Genomic DNA, 19,069 nt, shown 5'->3' with positions numbered 1-19,069 from the left:
ACCAGGTGCGCAATCGGCTCCGACAGGTGCCGCCCTTGCGCTCGGCGGCCAGAGAAGTCTGGGCCGTCGCCCAGACCGACACCGGCAAGCCGCGCTCGGTCGTCAGCGCGACGTCGGGTGGGTCGGTGTCGAAGGTGTCGATGAAAGCTCTCGAAAGAAACATGATCGCTTCGTCGGCCGGCGACAGCAACATGGTGGTCATCGTGACGCTCCTGGGTTCCGATCGGTTGACCTCGGAGGACTTCGGGCGACAGGTCAACGGCGTGAACCTGCGCAGATGACTGGTACGTCCCCCGTGCATGCGCTGCCTGAATATCTCGAATTCCCCCCGGGGGGGCGTGACATCGTCGGCGCGACCACCAGGCAGGAGCGCCGGAAATGCAACTTGCAGATTCAAGCCGCCGCATATGCGGACTGCCAGGTGCCACGAGTCATGAGCAGGGGCGGTTTCACAAACTTCATTGCAGCCGATAAAATTCATCGAAGCGACGCCCGCAAACTGGTATATACCGCTTCAAGGAGCAGAAATGGCCCAGAAGGTCCTCGTCGAGATGCTCGACGACATCGACGGAACACCCGCCGCCCACACCGTCCCGTTCGCTCTCGACGGCATCACCTACGAGATCGATCTTTCCGACGAGAACGCCGCTGCCCTGCGCGACGAGTTGGCCCGGTACATCGCGTCCGGCCGCCGCACCGGCGGACGGAAGGTTCGCGTCGCCACCGGCCAGTCGACCGCGACCAGCACCACCACCGATCGGGTGCGCAACCAGCAAATCCGGTCGTGGGCCAACGCAAACGGCTACGAAGTCTCGGAGCGCGGACGTCTGTCTTCGGAGGTGGTCACCGCATTCGAGGAGGCTCAGGCGTCCGGGACGGAGGAGACTGCGAAGCCTGCTCGCAAGCGGACCGCCCGGAAAAAGGTCGCCGCAAAGTAGCGGGCAAGACGGCGGTCGTTCACCGGGCGACCGAGCTGTTCGTCGGTGACGAGGGCATCTCCTCGTCACTGACTCCGACAGCGGTCCAGGAACTGATTTGCGATGGGTCATGCCGCCCAATGCCCCGGTCCGATCGCGCCGTACTCGTGGCGAACGTCGATCGGCCGACGCGTGCCAGCGGTATCAGCTCGGAAAATGATGACGTCCTCGTGCGCGATCAGATGCAGCGGCATGTTGGCCTCGCGTTGCTTGCGGATGAAGTCGCGTTGGAAAAAGCTTCCCCGCGCGACCAGCTCGGCGTCCGCGACTCGGGCCAGTAGGGCGACGCACCGTTCGACCGGGACCAAGCCCGCCGCGGCGCCACAGGCGACGATCTGCGACGGCAGGTCGACCAGCTCGGCGTGCTCGCGCCACGGCCGGACGGTGATCACCACGTGCCCGCCCGGACGTAGGACGTGCGCGCATGCGGTGAGGATGCGGGTGAAGCCGGCCAGCAGGCGGTGGTGGCCGATGTTGGCGAGGTTTCCGCGGTCGAGTGCGCTGCCGTAGCGATAATGGCGTTTGCTGACCTTGTCGACGCCCGGCTCTCGGTCGGTCTTGACCAGGCCGTGCACCGACGGCCCGTACGGTGGCGATGTCACCACCAACCCGACCTGACCGATGTGGTCCGAGGGCAGCAGGGCCTCCAGCTGGCGGGCATCGCCGCGGACGACCTCGCCGTCATGGTCGTGGCCCCGTTCGCGCGCAAAGCGCAGGTTCGCCGCGGCGATGTCGGCCCAGTGCGTCTCGTACTCGACGCCGATCGCGCGGCGGCCGCGGTCGATCGCTTCGACCAGTGTGGTGCCGATTCCGCACATCGGATCCAGCACCAGCTCGCCCGGCTTCGTGTAGTGCTCAATGGCGTGCGCGGCTAGTGCGGGCAGCATCTTGGCCGGGTGCGCGGTCGACTCCGGCACGTACCGGCCTTTGCGCTGCGCGGCCGGCGAGGTCTGCGCTGTCGCCCACACCGACACCGGCAAGTCGTCCGCGTTGCCCGCGGTCGCGGTGGTGTCGAGGGCGTCGATGTACGCGCGTGGCAGCGGAATGGTCGGTTCGTCGACCGGCACGTGCGGGGCGGTAATCATGATCGTGCACCTGGCTTTCGGCTCGTCGGTCATCAGAGGTCTGCGGTATCGGCCTGGGCTTGGGCGAAGACGAGGACGTCACCGTGCACGCGGGTGTGCGGTGCCGGCGAGCCGGAATGCACGGCGTCACCGCGCACTGGCCCACGAGCTTGCGATGGCGGTTGCAGGCGGCAGTTCCGGATCGGGGTGTGCAGGGTGACGATGTGCTGGAGGTAGAGCAGGTCGGCGTTCTGCGCTGCCGCGATCACCGCGCCGGAGCGGTCGATCAGGCGCCCGGTCGACCAGTCGCAGTGGGTGTAGACGGCGAGGATGCCGCCGAAGGTGAGCCTGCGGGCAGCCGCCATCGCGAACGAGGCATCGAATCCGTGGTTCGGCGGCAGGGCCGTGATGATCAAGTCGGCCTGGGGCCGGTCGACGTTCTGCTCCGAGGACGCCCCGCCGCGTACGGCTCGCCGGCGCGATGTCCTCGGCCCGGACATCTCTCCGGCTGGCGCCGCCGGGCTGAAGTCGGCCACCGCAGCGTCCCGCTCCAGGACCCGCACGGCATCGCAGGCCGCGATCAACTCGCGATTCCTGGCGGTCGTCGGCCAGGCCGTGAGCAGGACGCGAGCACCGCGCGCGGAGAGGCTGGTCGTGATGGTTTCGACGATCGGTATGGGCCAATTCGTCGCGGGGTCGATCGGCTCCGGGCCGGTCGTCCACACGGTCGGCGGGGTGGGCGTCGACTCGCGTGCTCGGTTCGTCGCGCCGGCCGTTTTCGTGGCGCGGCGCAGTTGTGCGCTTGAGCCGCTGGGGTCGGGCGCTCCCGGATACGGGACGCCGTTGATGGCGCGTGTGCGGTGTGGACGGCTGGAGTCGTCGCGGTTGGACGGTCGGGTGTTCGAAGGCGGCGGGCGTCGGGTCACGAGCAGACCTCCGGTTGCGAGCGCCGAGCGATCACGTCGGCGGCTTCTGGACTGTCGCCGGCTAACTCCGCGAATCGCGCCGGCGAGAGACACCGTCGCGGCGAAATAAGCCCACGTGGCCGATCGTCCACAGTGCTGCGTGATTTATTCGCTCCGACGTAGGCGTGAAACGCCTTTGATGCGGCTTTGACACGCCTCTGACCTGGGCGTGAAGCGGTTTTGAGGCGCCCGGACTGAGTTCCTGACGACGTCACCTTCCGCTCGTTCAGGAGTGCCGCCATGGACCTGCCCACCACACCGAAGAATCCAGAATTCTGGCTGTCACCGCGCAGCCGTCGCGCCGAGCCCGGCGTGTTCGACGCCGCCCGTACCGCGTTCGCCTGGCTCGTCACCGGCCCGCACCCCGTCGCACTCGACGGCAGCCGGATTCCCGGGCTCCCGCCGCGGCTGATGCCGCTGGACGAAGTCGGCACCACACTGATCGCCAAGAGCTGTCCACAGCAGACCCGCGACGCGGTGTGGACCGCGCTCGTGACACGGTCCCGCGCCGAAGGTGGCACGTGGACGGTCGCGTGCGTCGGGCTCGCGCTGCCGGTCCTGATTCCGGTCGCGGCCAAGCTGACCAACCGGTTCCGCGGCGAGGTCCACGACATCCACGCCGCGGTGCTGACCGGCTTCCTCGAAGCGCTCCCCGACGTCGACCTCACCCGGCCGGCCATTCTGGTGCGGCTGCGCTGGGCCGCCTACCGCTCCGGCCACCGCGCTCTGCGCGACGCCCTCGACACCGCCACCCCGGTAGCCGACCTCGGGGCACGCGCGCCCGGACCGGCGGACGCCGGCGGGCACCCGGACTTCGTCCTGCTGGCCGCGGTCGACGCCGGCGTCCTCTCCGCGGCGGAGGCGTCGCTGATCGGCGACACCCGGTTCGGCGAGCTGTCGCTGGCCGACGCCGCCCACGCCCGTGGCCAGACCTACAAGGCGGCCCAGCAAGCTCGCCACCGCGCCGAACGCAAACTCGCCGCCTACCTCCGCGCCCAAAGCGAGGGCCACGCAGAACCGGCCGGGCGCGCGCGGCGGGTGAACCGGCGCGACGCCGAGAAGTCACGACGGCCGGTGTCTCCCCGCCCGAGCAATTCCGGAGTTGGTGACCGCGGGACGCGAACGCCCGCGTGCCCTTGCCCATCCCGGTCCGAACTGGAGCCGGGCGCCGTTTAGGAGGCGTCCTCATGCGACTGATCTCGCCACGTCTGCCGTCGACGGGACGCGACCACCGACCCAGCACGGCGCCGAAAGCTCCGACCTCTCCACCTCGATCGCGGCGCCGGTCCGTGGTTCTGCTCGGCTGCGTGCTGGCCGCCGCGGGACTGCTGCTCAGCCGGTCCGCGGCGCACGCCGAGACCGTGCAGTACGTCGCGCTCGCGCAGACCGTCGACCAGGTTCTGTCGAACATCCGCTCGTGGATCATGGGCATCCTCGCCGGCGTCGCGCTCGTGTTCCTCACCATCGGCGGACTGCGCTACCTGATGGCGTCCAACGACCCGGGCGAAATCGAGAAGGCCAAAGGCGCGTTCAAGGCCGCCGGCATCGGATTCGGCCTGGCCGCGCTCGCGCCGCTCGTGGTCGAAATCCTCAAGACCATCGTCGGCGGGGTGTAGACGATGTCCGTCTCACGTCGGCTGGTCGCACCTCCGGAATCTGCGCGGGCTGCCGGACGACCGCGGTGGTGTCGCCGGGCCAGCGTGGTTGTCGCCTCGCTGATGGCCGCGCTGGGTCTCGTCACGTCCGTCTCGGCTGCCTCCGGTCCGCATCCGCCGGCACCCGCAGGGCAGCCGGCAGTCGCGCAACCGCCTCTGCCGTTGCCGCCCAACCCCACCTGCCCGCCCGGCTCACCCGAACCGGCCTGCCGCCTCCCGAGCACACAACCGAGCCAGCCGGTCCAGGCCACTCCCCTGCCGCCGATCACCACGTTGCCCGCCCCGCCGGCCTGCTTCCCGGGCTCGCTGGACCCCGGCTGCACGCCACCGGCCAGCTCGCCGTCGTGTCAGGGCCCGAACTGCATCCCGCAGCCCTCCACCCTGGTTCCGAGTACCCCGCTGCCCTCGCCGGTACCCGACGGCGGCGGTGACACCGCGGAATGCGGGCTGACCGACCTCACCGGCTGCATGGTCGTCGCCGCGGGAGCGTTGTTCGCCGCGGTCGTCGCCGCCGGGCTGAATCCGCTTCTGGATCTGCTCGGCAAGACGCTGCTGACCACGCCAGAACCGGATCAGCTGCCGGGCCTGGGTGCGATCTGGGTCGGGTCGTGGCACATCCTGCTCGCCGCCTACGTGGTCCTCGTCCTGCTGGCCGGGCTGATCATCATGGGTTACCAGACGCTGCAGGCCCGCTACACCGTCAAAGAAATCGCACCCCGGCTCGTGGTCGGGTTCCTGGCCGGCACGCTGTCGCTGTTCCTCGCGACCAAGGGCATCCAGATCGCCAACGCGGTCTCCACCGCCATCCTCGGGATCGGCGCCGACCCGGCCGAGATGACCCGCAGCTTGATCACCATGGTGCAGGGCTCCCTGCACGGCGGTGGCCTGTTCCTCGGCATCCTCGGGCTCGGCCTGGTGGCGATGTTGCTGGTGCTGCTCGTCGTCTTCGTCGTGCGGGTGATCGCCACGGTCCTGCTGATCGCCGGCGCGCCTTTCGTCCTGATGTTCCACGCGCTGCCCCACACCGAAGGTGTCGCCTACTGGTGGTGGAAAGGCACCGGTTGCGTCCTGGCCATCCAAGTCGGCCAGTCGCTGACCCTCGTGGTGACGGTGCGGATCTTCTTCGCGCCCGGCGGGTTCACCCTCTTCGGTCCGTCGCTGTCGGCGTTGATGAACCTGCTCTTGTGCCTTGCGCTGTTCTACGTGCTGATCAAAATTCCGTTCTGGTTTCTCGCCCCGCTGCGCTCCGGACGGCCCAGCTTGCTCGGACGCATCGCGCGCGGGGTCATCGCCTACAAGACGATGGGGCTCCTCGCCGGTGCCGCAGCCGGCCGGGCCGGCGCACGACCTCGCATCGGCGGACCGAGCGCACCGGCTGATCCGCCGGCGACGCGCGCAGGGCAGTTCATGCTGCCGATGCGGGTGCGGCGCGTTGCTCGCCCGTTCCCGAGCCCGCGCCGAGGCTGGGACGAACCCGCACGGGAAGGTGCCCTGAGCGAACGCGGGCCGGGTCAGCTGTCGCTGTTCAGCTCGGCCGTGCGTGACGGCGAAAAGACGGTGCGCACGAACCCACGGGCATTACCGCCGAAGGACCTGCCCAACGCGCTGCCGGCCGACCAGCTCGGGCTGCCGATGACCGTGCGCCGCGAACCCGACCGCACGCCTCGCCGTACCCTCGCCGACGATCTCTCCTCGGCGGCCGTGCCCACGCCACCGCGACAGGCCGGTTTGCTCATGCCGGACGTGCGGATCAACCGCAACGCTCGTCCGCCCGCGACGCTGCCGAACGCGCTCCTCGCGCCCAGCGCGGGCATGCTGCCGATCCACCTGCCGTCCCAAACACCACGACCAGCGCGCCGCAGTCTCGCCGACGAGCCGCCTCGCGATAACCGGGTGCCGCAAACCGGGCCGGGCCTGCTCACCCCTTCCGGGCGGATCAACCGTGCCGCCCGCGCCCGCCGCCGTCCGGCTCCCGATGCTTACAGCGGCAACCGGTCCCTTTCCTCCGGGCAGTACCCGCTGCCCCTCGGTGTACAGCGCCGGTCGAAACCGATGCCACCCGCCGAACCTGCGCCACGACGGAAATCAGCTGCCCGGCAACTGCCGTTGCCGCTGAACCTGCCGGTCCGACGCCGCCCGAAGTCGAAGTGAGGTAGCGAGGTCATGTCCCGTCCTGTGCGCATTCCCGCTGACGTCGACCGCCCGGACCGCGTGCTCGGTCCGCTCACCGCGCGTCAGCTGGCGATCCTCGGCGTCACCGGCCTGCTGCTCTACGCCCTCTCCAACGCCACCCGAGGTTTCCTGCCGCTTCCGCTGTTTCTCCTGTTCGCGGTGCCAGTCGCCCTGGCGGTGACGGTGCTCGCGCTCGGCCGCCGCGACGGCGTCGCGCTCGACCGCCTCCTGCTCGCCGCGCTCCGGCAGCGTCTCGCCCCACGCCACCAGGTATCCGCACCCGAAGGCGTCCAACCGGCTCCGGCGTGGCTCACCGGAACCGGCTCCGCGCAGGCGGACGTCGCACCGACGCCGCTCGAGCTGCCTGCGCGCGGAGTCACCAGCGGCACCAGCGCCGGCGTCGTGGACCTCGGCCAGGACGGGCTCGCGGTCATCGCCGCCTGCTCCACGGTCAACTTTTCCCTGCGCACGCCCGCCGAGCAGGAAGCGCTCGTCGCTGCCTTCGCCCGCTACCTGCACTCGCTCACCGCGCCGGTGCAGTTCCTCGTCCGCGCCGAACGCCTCGACCTCGTCCCGCAGATCGACGAACTCCGCGCCCGCGCCGGCGGACTCCCCCATCCCGCACTCGAAGCCGCCGCCCTCGACCACGCCGACTACCTCACCCACCTCAGCCGGCACACCGACCTGCTTCGCCGCCAAGTCCTGCTCGTTCTGCGCGAGCCTGCTCGGCCGGCTATCGCCGTGAACTCGGCGCTGAGCCAGCTCCGCCGCAAACCGGCGGCGGGACCGGTCGATCCGGTGGCACGCCAGGCGGCCGAACAGCGGCTCGCGCGACGGCTGAACGAGGCCACCGAGCTGCTCGCGCCGGCCGGGATCGTCGTCACCGCGCTCGACGCCACCACCGCGACCAGTGTGCTGGCCGCCGCGTGCAACCCGGACACCTTCCTGCCGCCGTCGGCCGCGCTCGCCGGCGCCGACGACGTCGTCACCGCCGCGCCGATCACCGACCTCTACGACGACCTGGAAGGCAGGTGAACCGCGATGTCCCGCACCCATGACCTCGGGTCCACGGCCGAGACGTTCACCCCGGACGCCTTGTCGATCGGCGCGCGACATCTCGAGGTCGGCAACGAGTGGATCGCCTCCTTCGGCGTCACCGGCTACCCGCAGGAGGTCTACCCCGGCTGGCTCGCCCCGTTGCTGACCTACCCCGGCCGCCTCGACGTCTCGGTCCACGTGCAGCCGGTCGACCCGATGACCGCAGCCAGCGGGCTGAAGAAGCAGCGCGCCCGTCTGGAATCGTCCCGCCGCCACCACGCCCGGCACGACCACCTCGACGACCCCGATCTCGACGCCGCCGCCGAAGACGCCGCCGACCTGTCCCGCCGGGTCGCCCGCGGCGAAGGCCGGCTGTTCAAGTTCGGCCTCTACCTCACCATCCACGCACCCGACGAGGACACGCTGGCCGAGGAGGTGTCGGCGCTGCGGTCGCTGTGCGCGTCGCTGCTGCTGGACGCCAAACCGACCACCTACCGGTCATTACAGGGCTGGGTCACCACCCTGCCGCTCGGGCTGGACTCCTTGGGTATGAAAAGGACGTTCGACACCGCTGCGGCATCGGCCGCGTTTCCCTTCACCTCACCGGACCTGCCCGCGGTCGATCCGACGTCGACCGCGCCGAACGGTGTGCTCTACGGCTACAACGTCGGCTCCCAAGGGCTGGTGCACTGGGACCGGTTCGCTTGCGACAACCACAACTCCGTCGTGCTCGGCCGCTCCGGCTCCGGAAAGTCCTACCTGGTCAAGCTCGAAACCCTGCGCAGCCTCTACCGCAGCATCCAGGCGTTCGTCATCGACCCCGAAGACGAATACGCCCGCCTCGCCGCGCAGGTCGGCGGCGCCTACGTCCACCTCGGCGCCGGCGGCGTCCGGCTCAACCCCTTCGATCTGCCCATCCACACCACCACAGCCGGGCGGCGAACCGCGCCGCACGACGCCCTCACCCGGCGCGCGCTGTTCCTGCAGACCGTGCTGGCCGTGTGCCTCGGCACGGAACCGAGCGCCGGCGAACGCGCCGTCCTCGACACCGCCATCGCCGCGACCTACGCCGCGGCCGGGATCACCCCCGATCCGCGCACCTGGACCCGGCCGGCGCCGCTGATGCGCGACCTCCGCGACACCCTCGCCGCCGAAGGAGGCACGGACCTCGCCGCGCGGCTGCACCCGTTCGTCGACGGCGCCTTCGCCGACCTCTTCGCCGGGCCCACGACCACCCCGCCCGACGGGCACCTCGTCGTGTTCTCGCTGCGTGACCTGCCCGACGAGCTGAAGGCGATCGGGACGCTGCTGACCCTCGACGCCGTCTGGCGACGCGTGTCGAACCCGGCCGACCGGCGCCGTCGGCTGGTGGTCGTCGACGAGGCGTGGCTGCTGATGCAGTCGGCCGAGGGCGCGAAGTACCTGTTCCGGATGTCGAAGACCTTCCGCAAGCACTGGGCCGGGCTCACCGTCGCCACCCAGGATATCGAGGACGTCCTCGGCAGCGACCTCGGCCGCGCGATCGTCGCCAACGCGGCCACCAGCGTGCTGCTGCGCCAGTCCCCGCAGGCGATCGACCAGATCGCGGCGACCTTCAACCTGTCCGAAGGCCAGCGCCAGTTCCTGCTCACCGCCGACCGCGGCCAAGGCCTGCTCGGGTCCGGCACCGAGTGGGTCGCCTTCCACGCGCTCGCGTCGCCGGCGGAAAACGTCCTCGTCACCACCGATCCCGCCGAGCTGGCCGAGCTCGCGCAGGACGTCGGTGACCCCGCGCAGGCCGAGGTCGTCGACCTCGGCCCGGCCGGCTCATGATCGGGCACGGCGGGTGGATCGGTGGCTACCTGACCGATCCGTGGGGCGCCGTCCACCATCTCCTCGCCGCGACGATCGGCGCCGCGTCGCGCTGGGGGCCAGTCGTTCTTCCGGTGCTCGCCCTGGCGATCTCGGGACAGGCGGCCGGCCGGCGCTGGTGGCGGCGCCGTTGCCACGCCGCGCTGCTCGCCGACGCGCGGTGCGTCAGCGTGCTCGCCCCGCCCACAGTCGACCCGGCCGGCGGCGCTCTGCTGTGGTCCAACCTCGTCGGGTTGCTGCGGCCGAGCTGGCGGCGCCGGTTCGCCGGCCAGCCGCACCTGGCGTGGGAGTACCGCTTCTCCGAGCACGGCGTCGCCCTGCGGCTGTGGGTTCCGGGCGTGCTCCCGCCTGGCCTGGTCGAGCGCGCGATCGAAGCCGCCTGGCCCGGCGCGCACACCCGCGCAGTCCCCGCCGACCCGCCGCTACCTGCACCGGGCGACGGCCGGCAGGCGGTGACGGTCGGCGGCCAGCTGCGGCTCGCCCGATCCGAGGCGCTGCCGATCCGGACGGGGTTCGACGCCGACCCGATCCGCGGGCTGCTCGGCGCACCGGTCGGGCTCGGCCGCGACGAGTACGCCAGCGTCCAGATCCTCGCCCGGCCGGTCACCGGCCGACGGCTGAGCCGCGCTCGCCGCGCGGCCCGGCGAGTGCACTCAGGTGCCTCCGGACGGCTCGGCGGCCGTGTCCTCGACCTGCTCACGCCGGGCGCCGCAGCGACTCGGCCCGGACGTACCCGTGACGCGCACCGGATCAGCCAGGACCCGCAGCTGTCGCTGGAGTACTCCGCGCAGAACCGGGCGATCGTGGGCAAGCAGCGAGGCTCGCAATACGAGGTCGTCGTCCGCTACGCCGTCACGACCCACCTCTCGGTCGGCGCCGAGGTCCGGCAGGTGCGCGACACCGCCCGCGGCCGCGCGCACGCCCTCGCCGCCGGCTTTGCCGCGTACACCGAGCACAACTACTTCACCCGCACCCGCCTCCGACACGCTGAGCGCGCCCTGGCCGGACGCCTCCTCGACCGTGGTGACTTGCTCTCGGTGTCCGAGCTGGCAGCGATCGCGCACCTGCCGGTCGACGCGAAGATTCCCGGCATCGAACGTGCCGGCGCGAAGGCCGTCGCGCCGCCACCGGGCGTCGCCGTGCCGGGCCCCGAGGTCAAGCCGCTCGGGGTGGCCGACAGCGGCCACGCCCGCGGCGTCGGCCTGCGTGTGCCGGACGCCCGCCACCACGTGCACGTCCTCGGCGCGACCGGCTCGGGCAAGTCGACGCTGCTGGGAAACTTGATCCTCGACGACGCGGACGCCGGCCGCGGCATCGTGCTCATCGACCCCAAGGGCGACCTCGTCACCGACGTCCTCTCCCGCCTCCCGCGCGAGGCCGCGGACCGGGTCGTGCTGTTCGACGCCGACTCCCGCCAACGGCCGCCGTGCCTCAACCCGCTCGAAGGCGGCGAGACCGACCGCGAGGTCGACAACCTCGTCTCGGTGTTCCGCCGCGTCTACTCCGCCTTCTGGGGCCCGCGCACCGACGACCTCATGCGCGCCTCCTGCCTCACCCTGCGCGCCCAGGACAGCGTCCCGACCCTGGCCGACCTGCCCAAGCTGCTCAGCAGCGACGCTTTCCGCGCCCGCATCACCAGCGGCCTGACCGACCCCGTGCTCACCGGGTTCTGGGAGTGGTACGACGAGCTCACCGACTCCAGCCGCAGCCAGGTCATCTCCCCGCTGATGAACAAGCTCCGCGCGTTCCTGCTGCGCCCGTTCGTCCGGGACGCCATCGCCGGCGGGCGGTCCACCGTCAACATGACCCAGGTCCTCGACGAGGGCGGGATCTGCCTGGTCCGCATCCCCAAGGGCTCGCTCGGCGACGAGACCACAAGGCTCGTCGGGTCGCTGGTCGTCGCCCGCACTTGGCAAGCCACCACCGGCCGCGCCCGCGTCCCGCAACGCGAACGCCCGGACGCGTCCTTGGTGGTCGACGAGTGCCACAACTTCCTCAATCTGCCCTACCCACTCGAGGACATGCTCGCCGAAGCCCGCGGCTTCCGCGTCGCCATGACGCTCGCGCACCAGCACCTCGGCCAGCTGCCCCGCGAGCTCAAGGAAGGCATCTCGACCAACGCCCGCTCGAAGATCTTCTTCAACGCCTCCCCCGAAGACGCCCGCGAGCTCGCCCGCCACACCGCACCACGGCTGTCCGAACACGACCTCGCGCACCTCGGCGTCTACCACGTCGCCGCCCGCCTGGTCGTCAACGGCGCCGAGACCGAGCCCTTCACCATGACCACTGCTCCGTTGCGTCCCGCCGTCCCGGGACGAGCCAAGGAGATCCGCGCGGTCCTCCGCCGCCGCCAGGCCGAGCCCGCCGGCCCGGCGCCCCGCGACACCACGGCTCCGGCGGTCCACGTCCGCAAGACCGATCCCCGCCGCGCACGGCCCTGAGACCGCGGAGGTTCCTGTTGATCACCACCACGACCCGGCAACACCAGCTGCGCCAGCACCTTCCCGGCCGAACCGCCGCCCGCGCTGCCAATTCGATCGAGCACCAGGCCGCTCTCGCGGGCCGCCTCACCCCGCGGGACAAGTGGCTGCTGGCCCTGCTTCACGAACACCGCGTCCTCACCTCGACCCAGGTCCAGGACGCGGCGTTCCCGTCGAGCCGTTCGACGAGGCAGCGGCTGCGCGAGCTGTACCTGTGGCGCGCGGTCAGCCGGTTCCAGCCGTTCCGGCAGCTCGGCTCGGCGCCGATGCACTACGTCCTCGGCCCGGCCGGCGCCGCCGTCCTGGCCGCCGAGCACGGCCTCGACGTCAAGGACCTCGGCTACCGGCACGACCGCGCCATGGCCATCGCCCACAACCAGCGCCTCGCGCACACCGTCGGCGTCGGCGACTTCTTCACCTCGCTGATCGCCCGCACCCGACAGCTCGGCACGCGACGCGGTGACGGGCTCACCGCCTGGTGGGCGGAAGCTCGCTGCGCCCGGCACTTCGGCGACCTCGTCATCCCGGACGCCTACGGCCGGTGGCGCGGGTGCGCCGGCGAACTCGAATTCTTCCTCGAGTACGACACCGGCAGCGAGTCGCTGACGAAGGTGGCCCGCAAGCTGCTCGCCTACGCCCGGCTCGCCGACTCCACCGGCATCGCCACCCCCGTGCTGCTGTGGTTCCCCACGAGCCGACGCGAAGTCAACGCCCGCGCCGCGCTCGCCCGCGTTCACGCCGACCTCGAACGTCCCGCGGACGTGCCGGTCGCCACCGCGGCGGCCGACCTGCTCGACCGGACCGCCGTGCGTCCGAGCCCCGCAGATGCCGTGTGGCTGCCGCTGGCGACGAGGTCGCCGAATCAGACATCACCGCGGTGCGGACTCGACGAGCTGGCGGACGCGTGGCCGCACCTCCCCGCGCCGGCCGCCGTCGACGCTACGGACCTCGTCGGGGCTGAAGGGGCGGCGTACCGCCTGCCGGCACCGTCGCCTCTCCCGCCCCGGCCCACGCCGACTCGGCACCCGGGTCCCTGATCGCACCGGAAGGAGCGCCATGGGATCCAAGGTCGCCATCTCGGTCGCCGCCCTGCTCGCATTGATTCCGCTCCTGTTCGGTGCGGTGCCGCAAGCGGTTGTGTCATCTCTCGACGCCGAGCCGGGGATGAGTTGCTCGGCCGCCGGCTTGCTGCCCGGCTATCAGCCGGACCAGCTCGCCAACGCCGCGATCATCGCCGCGGTCGGCAAGCAGCTGCAGGTCCCCGCGTCCGGCTGGCTCATCGCGATCGCCGTCGCCATGCAGGAGTCTGGCCTGCGGAATCTCGACCACGGCGACCGCGACAGCCTCGGCCTCTTCCAACAACGCCCCTCCCAAGGCTGGGGCACGCCCGAGCAGATCTTGAACCCGACCTACGCCGCCACACAGTTCTACCGGCACCTGCAGGCCGTCCCCGGCTGGCAGCAGATGACGCTCAACGCCGCCGCACAAGCCGTCCAGCACTCCGGCACACCTGACGCCTACGGCCGTCACGAAGGGGACGCCACGGCTATCCTGGCCGCGGTGGCCGGGGTGTCCTGCGAGAACGGCGGCGGCTGTTCGAACATCACCGCCCCGACGGCCGCCGCGCTCACCGCGATCAACTACGCCTGCGGCCAACGCGGGCTCCCGTACGTGTGGAGCGGAAACGGGCCCGCCGCCGGTGACTCCGGGTTCGACTGCAGCGGCCTGACCCGCGCCGCTTACGGCGCCGCAGATGTCGCCCTGCCACGCACGTCGCGTGAACAGTACGCTGCCGGGACACACGTACCCGCCGGCCAGCCGCTGCTGCCCGGTGATCTCGTCTTCTACGCCACGGCGGGCCGCGTCCACCACGTCGGCCTGTACATCGGGGGCGGCAACATGATCGACGCCCCCGATTTTGGGAAACCGGTACAGGTGGAGCCGTACCGCTACCGTGGCGACGACTTCATCGGCGCTACAAGGCCAACCAACGCCGGTTGACATGCCCGTCACCAAGACACGTCTGGGCGATACAGGTGTCTTGTTTGGACAGTTCCTTGACATCGACGGGTTGACGGAGCGTCCATGGACGTGTAGCCCGAACCACCGGATGCGCACCGGCGGGCGTCGCCCCGGCCGGGGCAGGACCATCCACCGCTTCCACCGATACGGAGATCGTCGTGTCCCAGAACAACAACGACCAGCCGCAGGCCAGCAAGCCCGAGACTGCGGAGTCGAAAGTGCGCCGCGCCCTGAGGGCCTACCCTGGCACAACAGCCGCGAACCTGGCCAGCATGGCCGGAGTGGGGCGCTCGACCGCCACGAAGATTCTTTCCCGCTGGGCCATCGAAGGTCTGGTCGCCCGGACCGACGGTAAAGACCAGTCCGTCCCCGTCACGTGGGCGATGTGCGACGGCCAAGCCGAGGAAATCCAGGCGGCAGTGAAGACTGAGAACGTTCCGGCTGTCCCTGCGGAGAACGCCGTTGAGTCTGAACCCAGTCCGTCGCCGAGTCCGGACGCCCCGAAGAAGGACCGGCTCCCGAAGGGCGGGCTTTACGAGTTGGTGAAGGCCTACCTTCACGACCACCCCGGTGAGTCGTTCGGTCCAGCCAAGATCGGCACCGAGCTGGGCCGGTCGAGCGGGGCCGTGAACAACGCCCTGGAGCGGCTCGTGGTCAGCGGCTTGGCAACGAAGACGTGCGAGGCGCCCAAGCGGTTCGCCTCCAGCTGATTTACCACTCGTGCAACCGAACGCGGGTCCGGTCGCCTGCACGGCGGCCGGACCCGCGTTCGCGTAGCCTGCTTCACGAAGTGCTGTTACCGCTGAAACCGACGCACGAAAATTGATCCTTCGCCCGTGCCCGACACCAACGCCGACGGCCAGGCATTGACGTCAAAAAGTCGTCTGCTGACTCACGTCGGCCGGATGGGGAACGACGCACCCGCCATCGCAACCGCGCTTGCCACCAGCGGCAATGAACGGACAGTCTTCTCGGTGTGCTTTGGTGAAGGTGACGCTACCGTCAGGGTGTTCGAGGATATGCAGCGCGCCGCCGTTGCGGTGTGCCCAAGCAATGTCGTCCGGGTCGATGCGCTTCTCGCCATCGAAGCCGTAGGTCATCGCCAGCAACGCACTGATCGCTCCCTGGACATGAGGCGAAATGATCGGCGTCGTCGGTGAGGTGTTCAGAACTTCGGCGGCCCTGTTGAGAAGACGCTCGGTCAGCGCGCCGAGAGCGGTGGCGGCGCGGACGTCAGCGCTCGGTGGCGGCGTTTCGTGCCACCAGTTGCCGGGAGCATCGGCGGCGAGGCTCGTCCACGTCATCTGCTCGGTGAGTACCTCCGCGACTGCGAAGCTCTGGGTGATGTAGTAGCCGCGCTCGACGCGTGCGCGGAGCGTGTGTCCGGCAAACTCGACGACGCGGGTGTGGTGGTAGCAGTTCGGGGAAGCGCTGGTGACTTCATCGCGTCCAGTCATCGAGGCTACTGCCGGGCTAATCCATGCCGTGCTGAACGAAGAAGTCGTCTTCGCTGTCGAAGTCACCTTGGCCAACCCGAGGAAGTCCCACTGCTTCGGCCATCGCGTTCATGGTGGTCAGGGCGGGACCGTCGAAATAGCCGCCAGAGCCAACCTCCTCGGCCGCTTCGTCGTCCAAAGCCAGAAGGGCCGCCGTGACCGCTGCCTTCAGCTGCTCGAACGTGAGGTCGTCCACTCGTTCAACGAGCCGGTGGGCAGCGACGGTGATCGTGATGGCTGTGACACTGGAGTCCAGTGCCGGTGTTTCACTCATTGTCAACTCCTCGAGGTTGATCTCCGGAACGGGTCAGCGCCGGGCAGCGGCGCGGAGTGCGGTGGTAGCGGCCTGCCCGATGGCACGGGCGGCCGTAGCGGGGTCGGTCAGGACGTGGACGGTGGCTCCGGCGAGTGGGGTGTCGGTGTCGCTGGTGGTCAGCCACAGCACCGCGCACCCGGATGCGCGCAGGCGGTCGAGCTTCTTCTGGCCGTTGCGGCGGGGTGTCGCGCGGTATTCGCCGTCGGACACGATGACCACGAGCCGTGCCGCGCCGGGGCGGGACAGGCCGAGGGCACCGTCGAGGGCGTCCAGCGCCTTCGGGATGTCTTCGTAGTTGTCGCGGGAGCAGAACTCGGTGACCTCGGCGGGCGGCTTGCCCGGATGGGTCAGCGGGCGCACGTGGTGTCCGAAGATCACGCTCGCGGTGTCGGCGGGTACCCGGGTGTGGCGGGCGGCGTTGGCCAGGATCCAGGCGGCCGAGGCGACGTGGGCGCGTGCCCAGCCCATCGAGCCGGACACGTCGCACGCGATCCCCACTCGTAGCGGCGGCACGGGAACAGGTTTGCGGATGGTGCGGGTGAACGGCTCGGCGGTCACCGTGGCACCGGCGGCAAGCTGGGCTTCGGCCGCGCGCACGCCACGCATCCGCAGCCGTCCCGGCGGGACTTCCGAGGTGCGCCGCACGACCACCCGCTCCCGGGTCCCAGCGGTGTCCAGCGCCCGCGCAAGCACCCGCGCGGCCGCGCACTCCTCCGATGTGGGCGGCCGGGTGACCGCGGTCAAGGTGTCGCCGTCGGCGGGATCGCCGGTGCTGAACACCCGCCGCGCCACCCGTTCCGCTTTCCTTTCGGCAGCTGCTTCGCGTTCCCTCGCGGCGGCCACGACGGCAGCCGGGTCCTCGGGTGCTTTCTCGCTCGCAACGTTCACCGCTACGCTGCCCAGCACGGCGGCGATGGCGTCCGTAAGCGGTGACGGGGTGACGGGCGCCCCGAGGCCGGGCGAGTCGCTCGACGGGTCCGAGGTCCCGGGCGAGGCCGGCGGCGAGGCCGAGTCCGAGCTGCCGGGATCGGTGCCGAGGATCTCGCACCACTGCCGCCCGAGGTCGAGCATCTCCTCGCCCGCGTCGTCGGCGGTCAGCAGCGCCAGCCGCCACACCGCCCGCAGCTTGCCGAGGACCTCCTCACCGAGCACGCCCTCGACGACTCGGGCCACGGGGTAGACCTCGGCGTGGCTCAGCACGCCGCCGTCGGCCCGGCCCAGCAGAAGGGCGGCGGTGTGCGCGGCGTCGGCCGGAGTCATCTTCGGGGCCGTCGCGGGGTCGGCGTAGAGGTGCAGGTCGGTGGCGACGATGCCCTGCACGCACGCCCGGAGCCAGTGCCGGTCGTCCGGGCGGCGGCGGATGTGCGCCGCTTCCATCCGAGGCTCTTCCAGCAGCATCGCAGCGGCGACCACGGCGGGCGGGGCGTCGGCCGGGGGTTCCCACGCGGTGTGTTTGGCGTGTCCGCACTCGTGGGTGAGACCACCCCATGTCGGGGCGTAGCGCGTGCGGTCGGACAGGTTGGCTGGGTTCACGGTGGCGGGGTCCACGCCGAGGTTGTCGCCGTCGACTTCGATCAGGGCGTGGTGGGGGTAAAAGCACGCGGGGGCACCGCCACCTGCTCCGGGGGCGACGCGGACCACGAGGTCGTCGCGGTCGGCGATCACGGGGACCTCGTCGGCGAACGCGGCGGACAGGGTCAGCCATTCCGGGCGTGCGGGGAACACGGCGGCACCGGTGGCGGTTGGGTCGGCGGTGAAGTGGGCACTCATCGTGCGGGTCCTTTCGCGGCGGGTTCGCGGGGGCGGGTTCAGGGTTTGGTGGTGATGCGGGCACCGAGGGCGAGCGCGGTGACGGTCTTGCCGAAGACGTCGCGCACCACGGCGGCGACGGTGACGCGGTCCTCTTCCGGTGCGATCCCGACCAGGTTTCCGGCGGCGGCGTCGAGGTCCCACGCGTCGGCGAGCTTCTTGAACGCCAGCAGCTCGCGCAGCTGCGGTGCCCATCCGATCTCGCCCTTTTCCTGGCGGGTCGCGAGGTTGCGCGCGACCCGCACGGCCTTCTTGTCGACCCCGAGCTGTTCGGCGAGGTCGTAGTCGCTGGAGACCTGGATGTGCACGGAAAACCGCGAGGACAGCGCGTCGCTGAGGATGGCGCCGTGGACGCCGGGGTTGTGTCCGGCGACGACGTAGAACCCCGGCTCGGCCTTGACGACTTCGCCGCCGTTGGCCTTGACGATGATTTCGCGGCGGCCGTCCATCGCGGGGTACACCACGGCGAGCACGGTCGGCGGGATCAGGGTCGCGTCGTCGATGAACAGCGGCACTCCGGCGCGCATCGCGCGGACCAGCGGCCCGTGGACGAACACGAACTCGCCGTCGGTGGTTTTGGTGTAGTCGCCCACCAGATCGGCGACCACGGTGTCACCGTCGCCCTGGACGGTGAGGCAGTCGTTGAACGCCGCCTCCACCACCGAGGTCTTCCCAGTACCGGGTGGCCCGTACAGCAGGGCGGCGACCCCGGCGTTGCGGAGCCGCTGCAGCGCGGTGACGTCGGGCATCCCGGACAGCAGCCGGGGGTGGTAGTCGGTCCCGTTCGGACGTTTCACCGGCCCGGTGACCGCGCGTACCGACCGGGTGGCCGTGCGGCCCTTTCCGGCCGCCGTGGGCTTGGCCGTCGGGGCGGGTGCCGCGCCGGGGGCCTTGGGTCGTGGCGGACGGGATGAGCGCGGCGGCGCGGGGGCGGCGGTGGCCGCGGACAGCGTGGCCGCGGTCGCCCGGTAGGTCAGGGGCGCGGCCGAGACGAGTTCGGCCTCGCCCCGGTCGGTCAACGTTTTGCAGGCGTTGCCGACGGCGCCGGATGAGCGGTTCAAGGCGTGGGCGATAGCGCGCGGAGTGTGGGTTGCACGGGAGTAGTCGGCCAGGAATTTGGCGACCATCGCGCGAAGTTCGCCGTTGCCGAGCCGGGTCGCCCTCCCCCTGACCAGGGTCGTCGGCCCGGCGGCGGGTGCTGTGGTGTGCGGGGTGGACGTCATC

At 70.9% G+C, this 19,069-nt stretch carries 17 protein-coding genes; 11 read left to right on the top strand and 6 right to left on the bottom strand.

Going from position 1 to position 19,069, the window contains the following annotated elements:
- Positions 1–5 precede the first annotated feature (5 nt).
- Complete coding sequence (locus ABZW17_RS03315) at positions 6–281, top strand: hypothetical protein (protein WP_354809152.1); 276 nt, start codon at positions 6–8, stop codon at positions 279–281.
- Positions 282–527: 246 nt separating this feature from the next.
- Complete coding sequence (locus tag ABZW17_RS03310) at positions 528–938, top strand: Lsr2 family protein (RefSeq protein WP_354809150.1); 411 nt, start codon at positions 528–530, stop codon at positions 936–938.
- Between the two features lie 107 nt (positions 939–1,045).
- Here the strand turns inward: ABZW17_RS03310 and ABZW17_RS03305 are convergent, their stop codons facing one another.
- Together ABZW17_RS03305 and ABZW17_RS03300 are read right to left on the bottom strand one after the other, a co-directional pair.
- Positions 1,046–2,095 (bottom strand): DNA methyltransferase, encoded by a 1,050-nt coding sequence (locus ABZW17_RS03305; RefSeq protein WP_354809148.1) that lies wholly within the window; start codon positions 2,093–2,095, stop codon positions 1,046–1,048.
- Entirely contained in the window at positions 2,095–2,967 is an 873-nt protein-coding gene (locus ABZW17_RS03300; protein ID WP_354809146.1) for a hypothetical protein, read from the bottom strand. The genes ABZW17_RS03305 and ABZW17_RS03300 overlap by 1 nt, the downstream gene beginning before the upstream one ends.
- Before the next feature lie 279 nt (positions 2,968–3,246).
- On the opposite strand from ABZW17_RS03300, the gene ABZW17_RS03295 reads away from it, so the two are divergent.
- The 9 genes from ABZW17_RS03295 to ABZW17_RS03255 all read left to right on the top strand — a co-directional run bounded on the left by ABZW17_RS03295 (position 3,247) and on the right by ABZW17_RS03255 (position 14,934).
- Positions 3,247–4,182 (top strand): sigma-70 family RNA polymerase sigma factor, encoded by a 936-nt coding sequence (locus tag ABZW17_RS03295; RefSeq protein WP_354809144.1) that lies wholly within the window; start codon positions 3,247–3,249, stop codon positions 4,180–4,182.
- Between the two features lie 113 nt (positions 4,183–4,295).
- A complete protein-coding gene (locus ABZW17_RS03290; RefSeq protein WP_354809142.1) occupies positions 4,296–4,622 on the top strand; it encodes a pilin in 327 nt (108 codons plus the stop codon).
- Between the two features lie 507 nt (positions 4,623–5,129).
- Positions 5,130–6,812 (top strand): hypothetical protein, encoded by a 1,683-nt coding sequence (locus ABZW17_RS03285; protein WP_354809140.1) that lies wholly within the window; start codon positions 5,130–5,132, stop codon positions 6,810–6,812.
- 12 nt (positions 6,813–6,824) lie between these two features.
- On the top strand, positions 6,825–7,868 hold the full coding sequence (locus ABZW17_RS03280; protein WP_354809138.1) for a PrgI family protein: 1,044 nt from the start codon (positions 6,825–6,827) through the stop codon (positions 7,866–7,868).
- A 6-nt stretch (positions 7,869–7,874) separates the two neighbouring features.
- Positions 7,875–9,683: a DUF87 domain-containing protein gene (locus ABZW17_RS03275; protein WP_354809136.1), complete on the top strand. Its 1,809-nt coding sequence runs from the start codon at positions 7,875–7,877 to the stop codon at positions 9,681–9,683.
- The gene (locus ABZW17_RS03270) at positions 9,680–12,163 is read left to right on the top strand and encodes a DUF87 domain-containing protein (RefSeq protein ID WP_354809134.1); all 2,484 of its coding nucleotides are present in this window, start codon (positions 9,680–9,682) and stop codon (positions 12,161–12,163) included. The genes ABZW17_RS03275 and ABZW17_RS03270 overlap by 4 nt, the downstream gene beginning before the upstream one ends.
- Positions 12,164–12,180: 17 nt before the next feature.
- Positions 12,181–13,239 carry a replication-relaxation family protein gene (locus ABZW17_RS03265; RefSeq protein WP_354809132.1) on the top strand — a complete coding sequence of 353 codons (1,059 nt, stop codon included), beginning with the start codon at positions 12,181–12,183 and terminating at the stop codon, positions 13,237–13,239.
- A gap of 19 nt (positions 13,240–13,258) precedes the next feature.
- On the top strand, positions 13,259–14,203 hold the full coding sequence (locus ABZW17_RS03260; protein ID WP_354809130.1) for a C40 family peptidase: 945 nt from the start codon (positions 13,259–13,261) through the stop codon (positions 14,201–14,203).
- 179 nt (positions 14,204–14,382) lie between these two features.
- Entirely contained in the window at positions 14,383–14,934 is a 552-nt protein-coding gene (locus ABZW17_RS03255; protein ID WP_354809128.1) for a hypothetical protein, read from the top strand.
- A 162-nt stretch (positions 14,935–15,096) separates the two neighbouring features.
- Here the strand turns inward: ABZW17_RS03255 and ABZW17_RS03250 are convergent, their stop codons facing one another.
- Genes ABZW17_RS03250 through ABZW17_RS03235 form a run of 4 tightly spaced genes read right to left on the bottom strand, consistent with a single transcriptional unit; the run spans position 15,097 to position 19,068 of the window.
- Entirely contained in the window at positions 15,097–15,681 is a 585-nt protein-coding gene (locus ABZW17_RS03250; RefSeq protein ID WP_354809126.1) for a hypothetical protein, read from the bottom strand.
- Positions 15,682–15,697: 16 nt separating this feature from the next.
- The gene (locus ABZW17_RS03245; RefSeq protein WP_354809124.1) at positions 15,698–15,994 is read right to left on the bottom strand and encodes a hypothetical protein; all 297 of its coding nucleotides are present in this window, start codon (positions 15,992–15,994) and stop codon (positions 15,698–15,700) included.
- A gap of 33 nt (positions 15,995–16,027) precedes the next feature.
- Positions 16,028–17,806: a vWA domain-containing protein gene (locus tag ABZW17_RS03240; protein WP_354809122.1), complete on the bottom strand. Its 1,779-nt coding sequence runs from the start codon at positions 17,804–17,806 to the stop codon at positions 16,028–16,030.
- Between the two features lie 38 nt (positions 17,807–17,844).
- Complete coding sequence (locus ABZW17_RS03235) at positions 17,845–19,068, bottom strand: AAA family ATPase (RefSeq protein ID WP_354809120.1); 1,224 nt, start codon at positions 19,066–19,068, stop codon at positions 17,845–17,847.
- Position 19,069 lies beyond the last annotated feature (1 nt).

Origin of the sequence: Amycolatopsis sp. NPDC004625 (assembly GCF_040609695.1) — a bacterium.
Classification (GTDB): Bacteria; Actinomycetota; Actinomycetes; order Mycobacteriales; family Pseudonocardiaceae; genus Amycolatopsis.
Note: the sequence above shows the minus strand (reverse complement) of the source record. Positions and strands in the feature narration are given on the sequence as shown.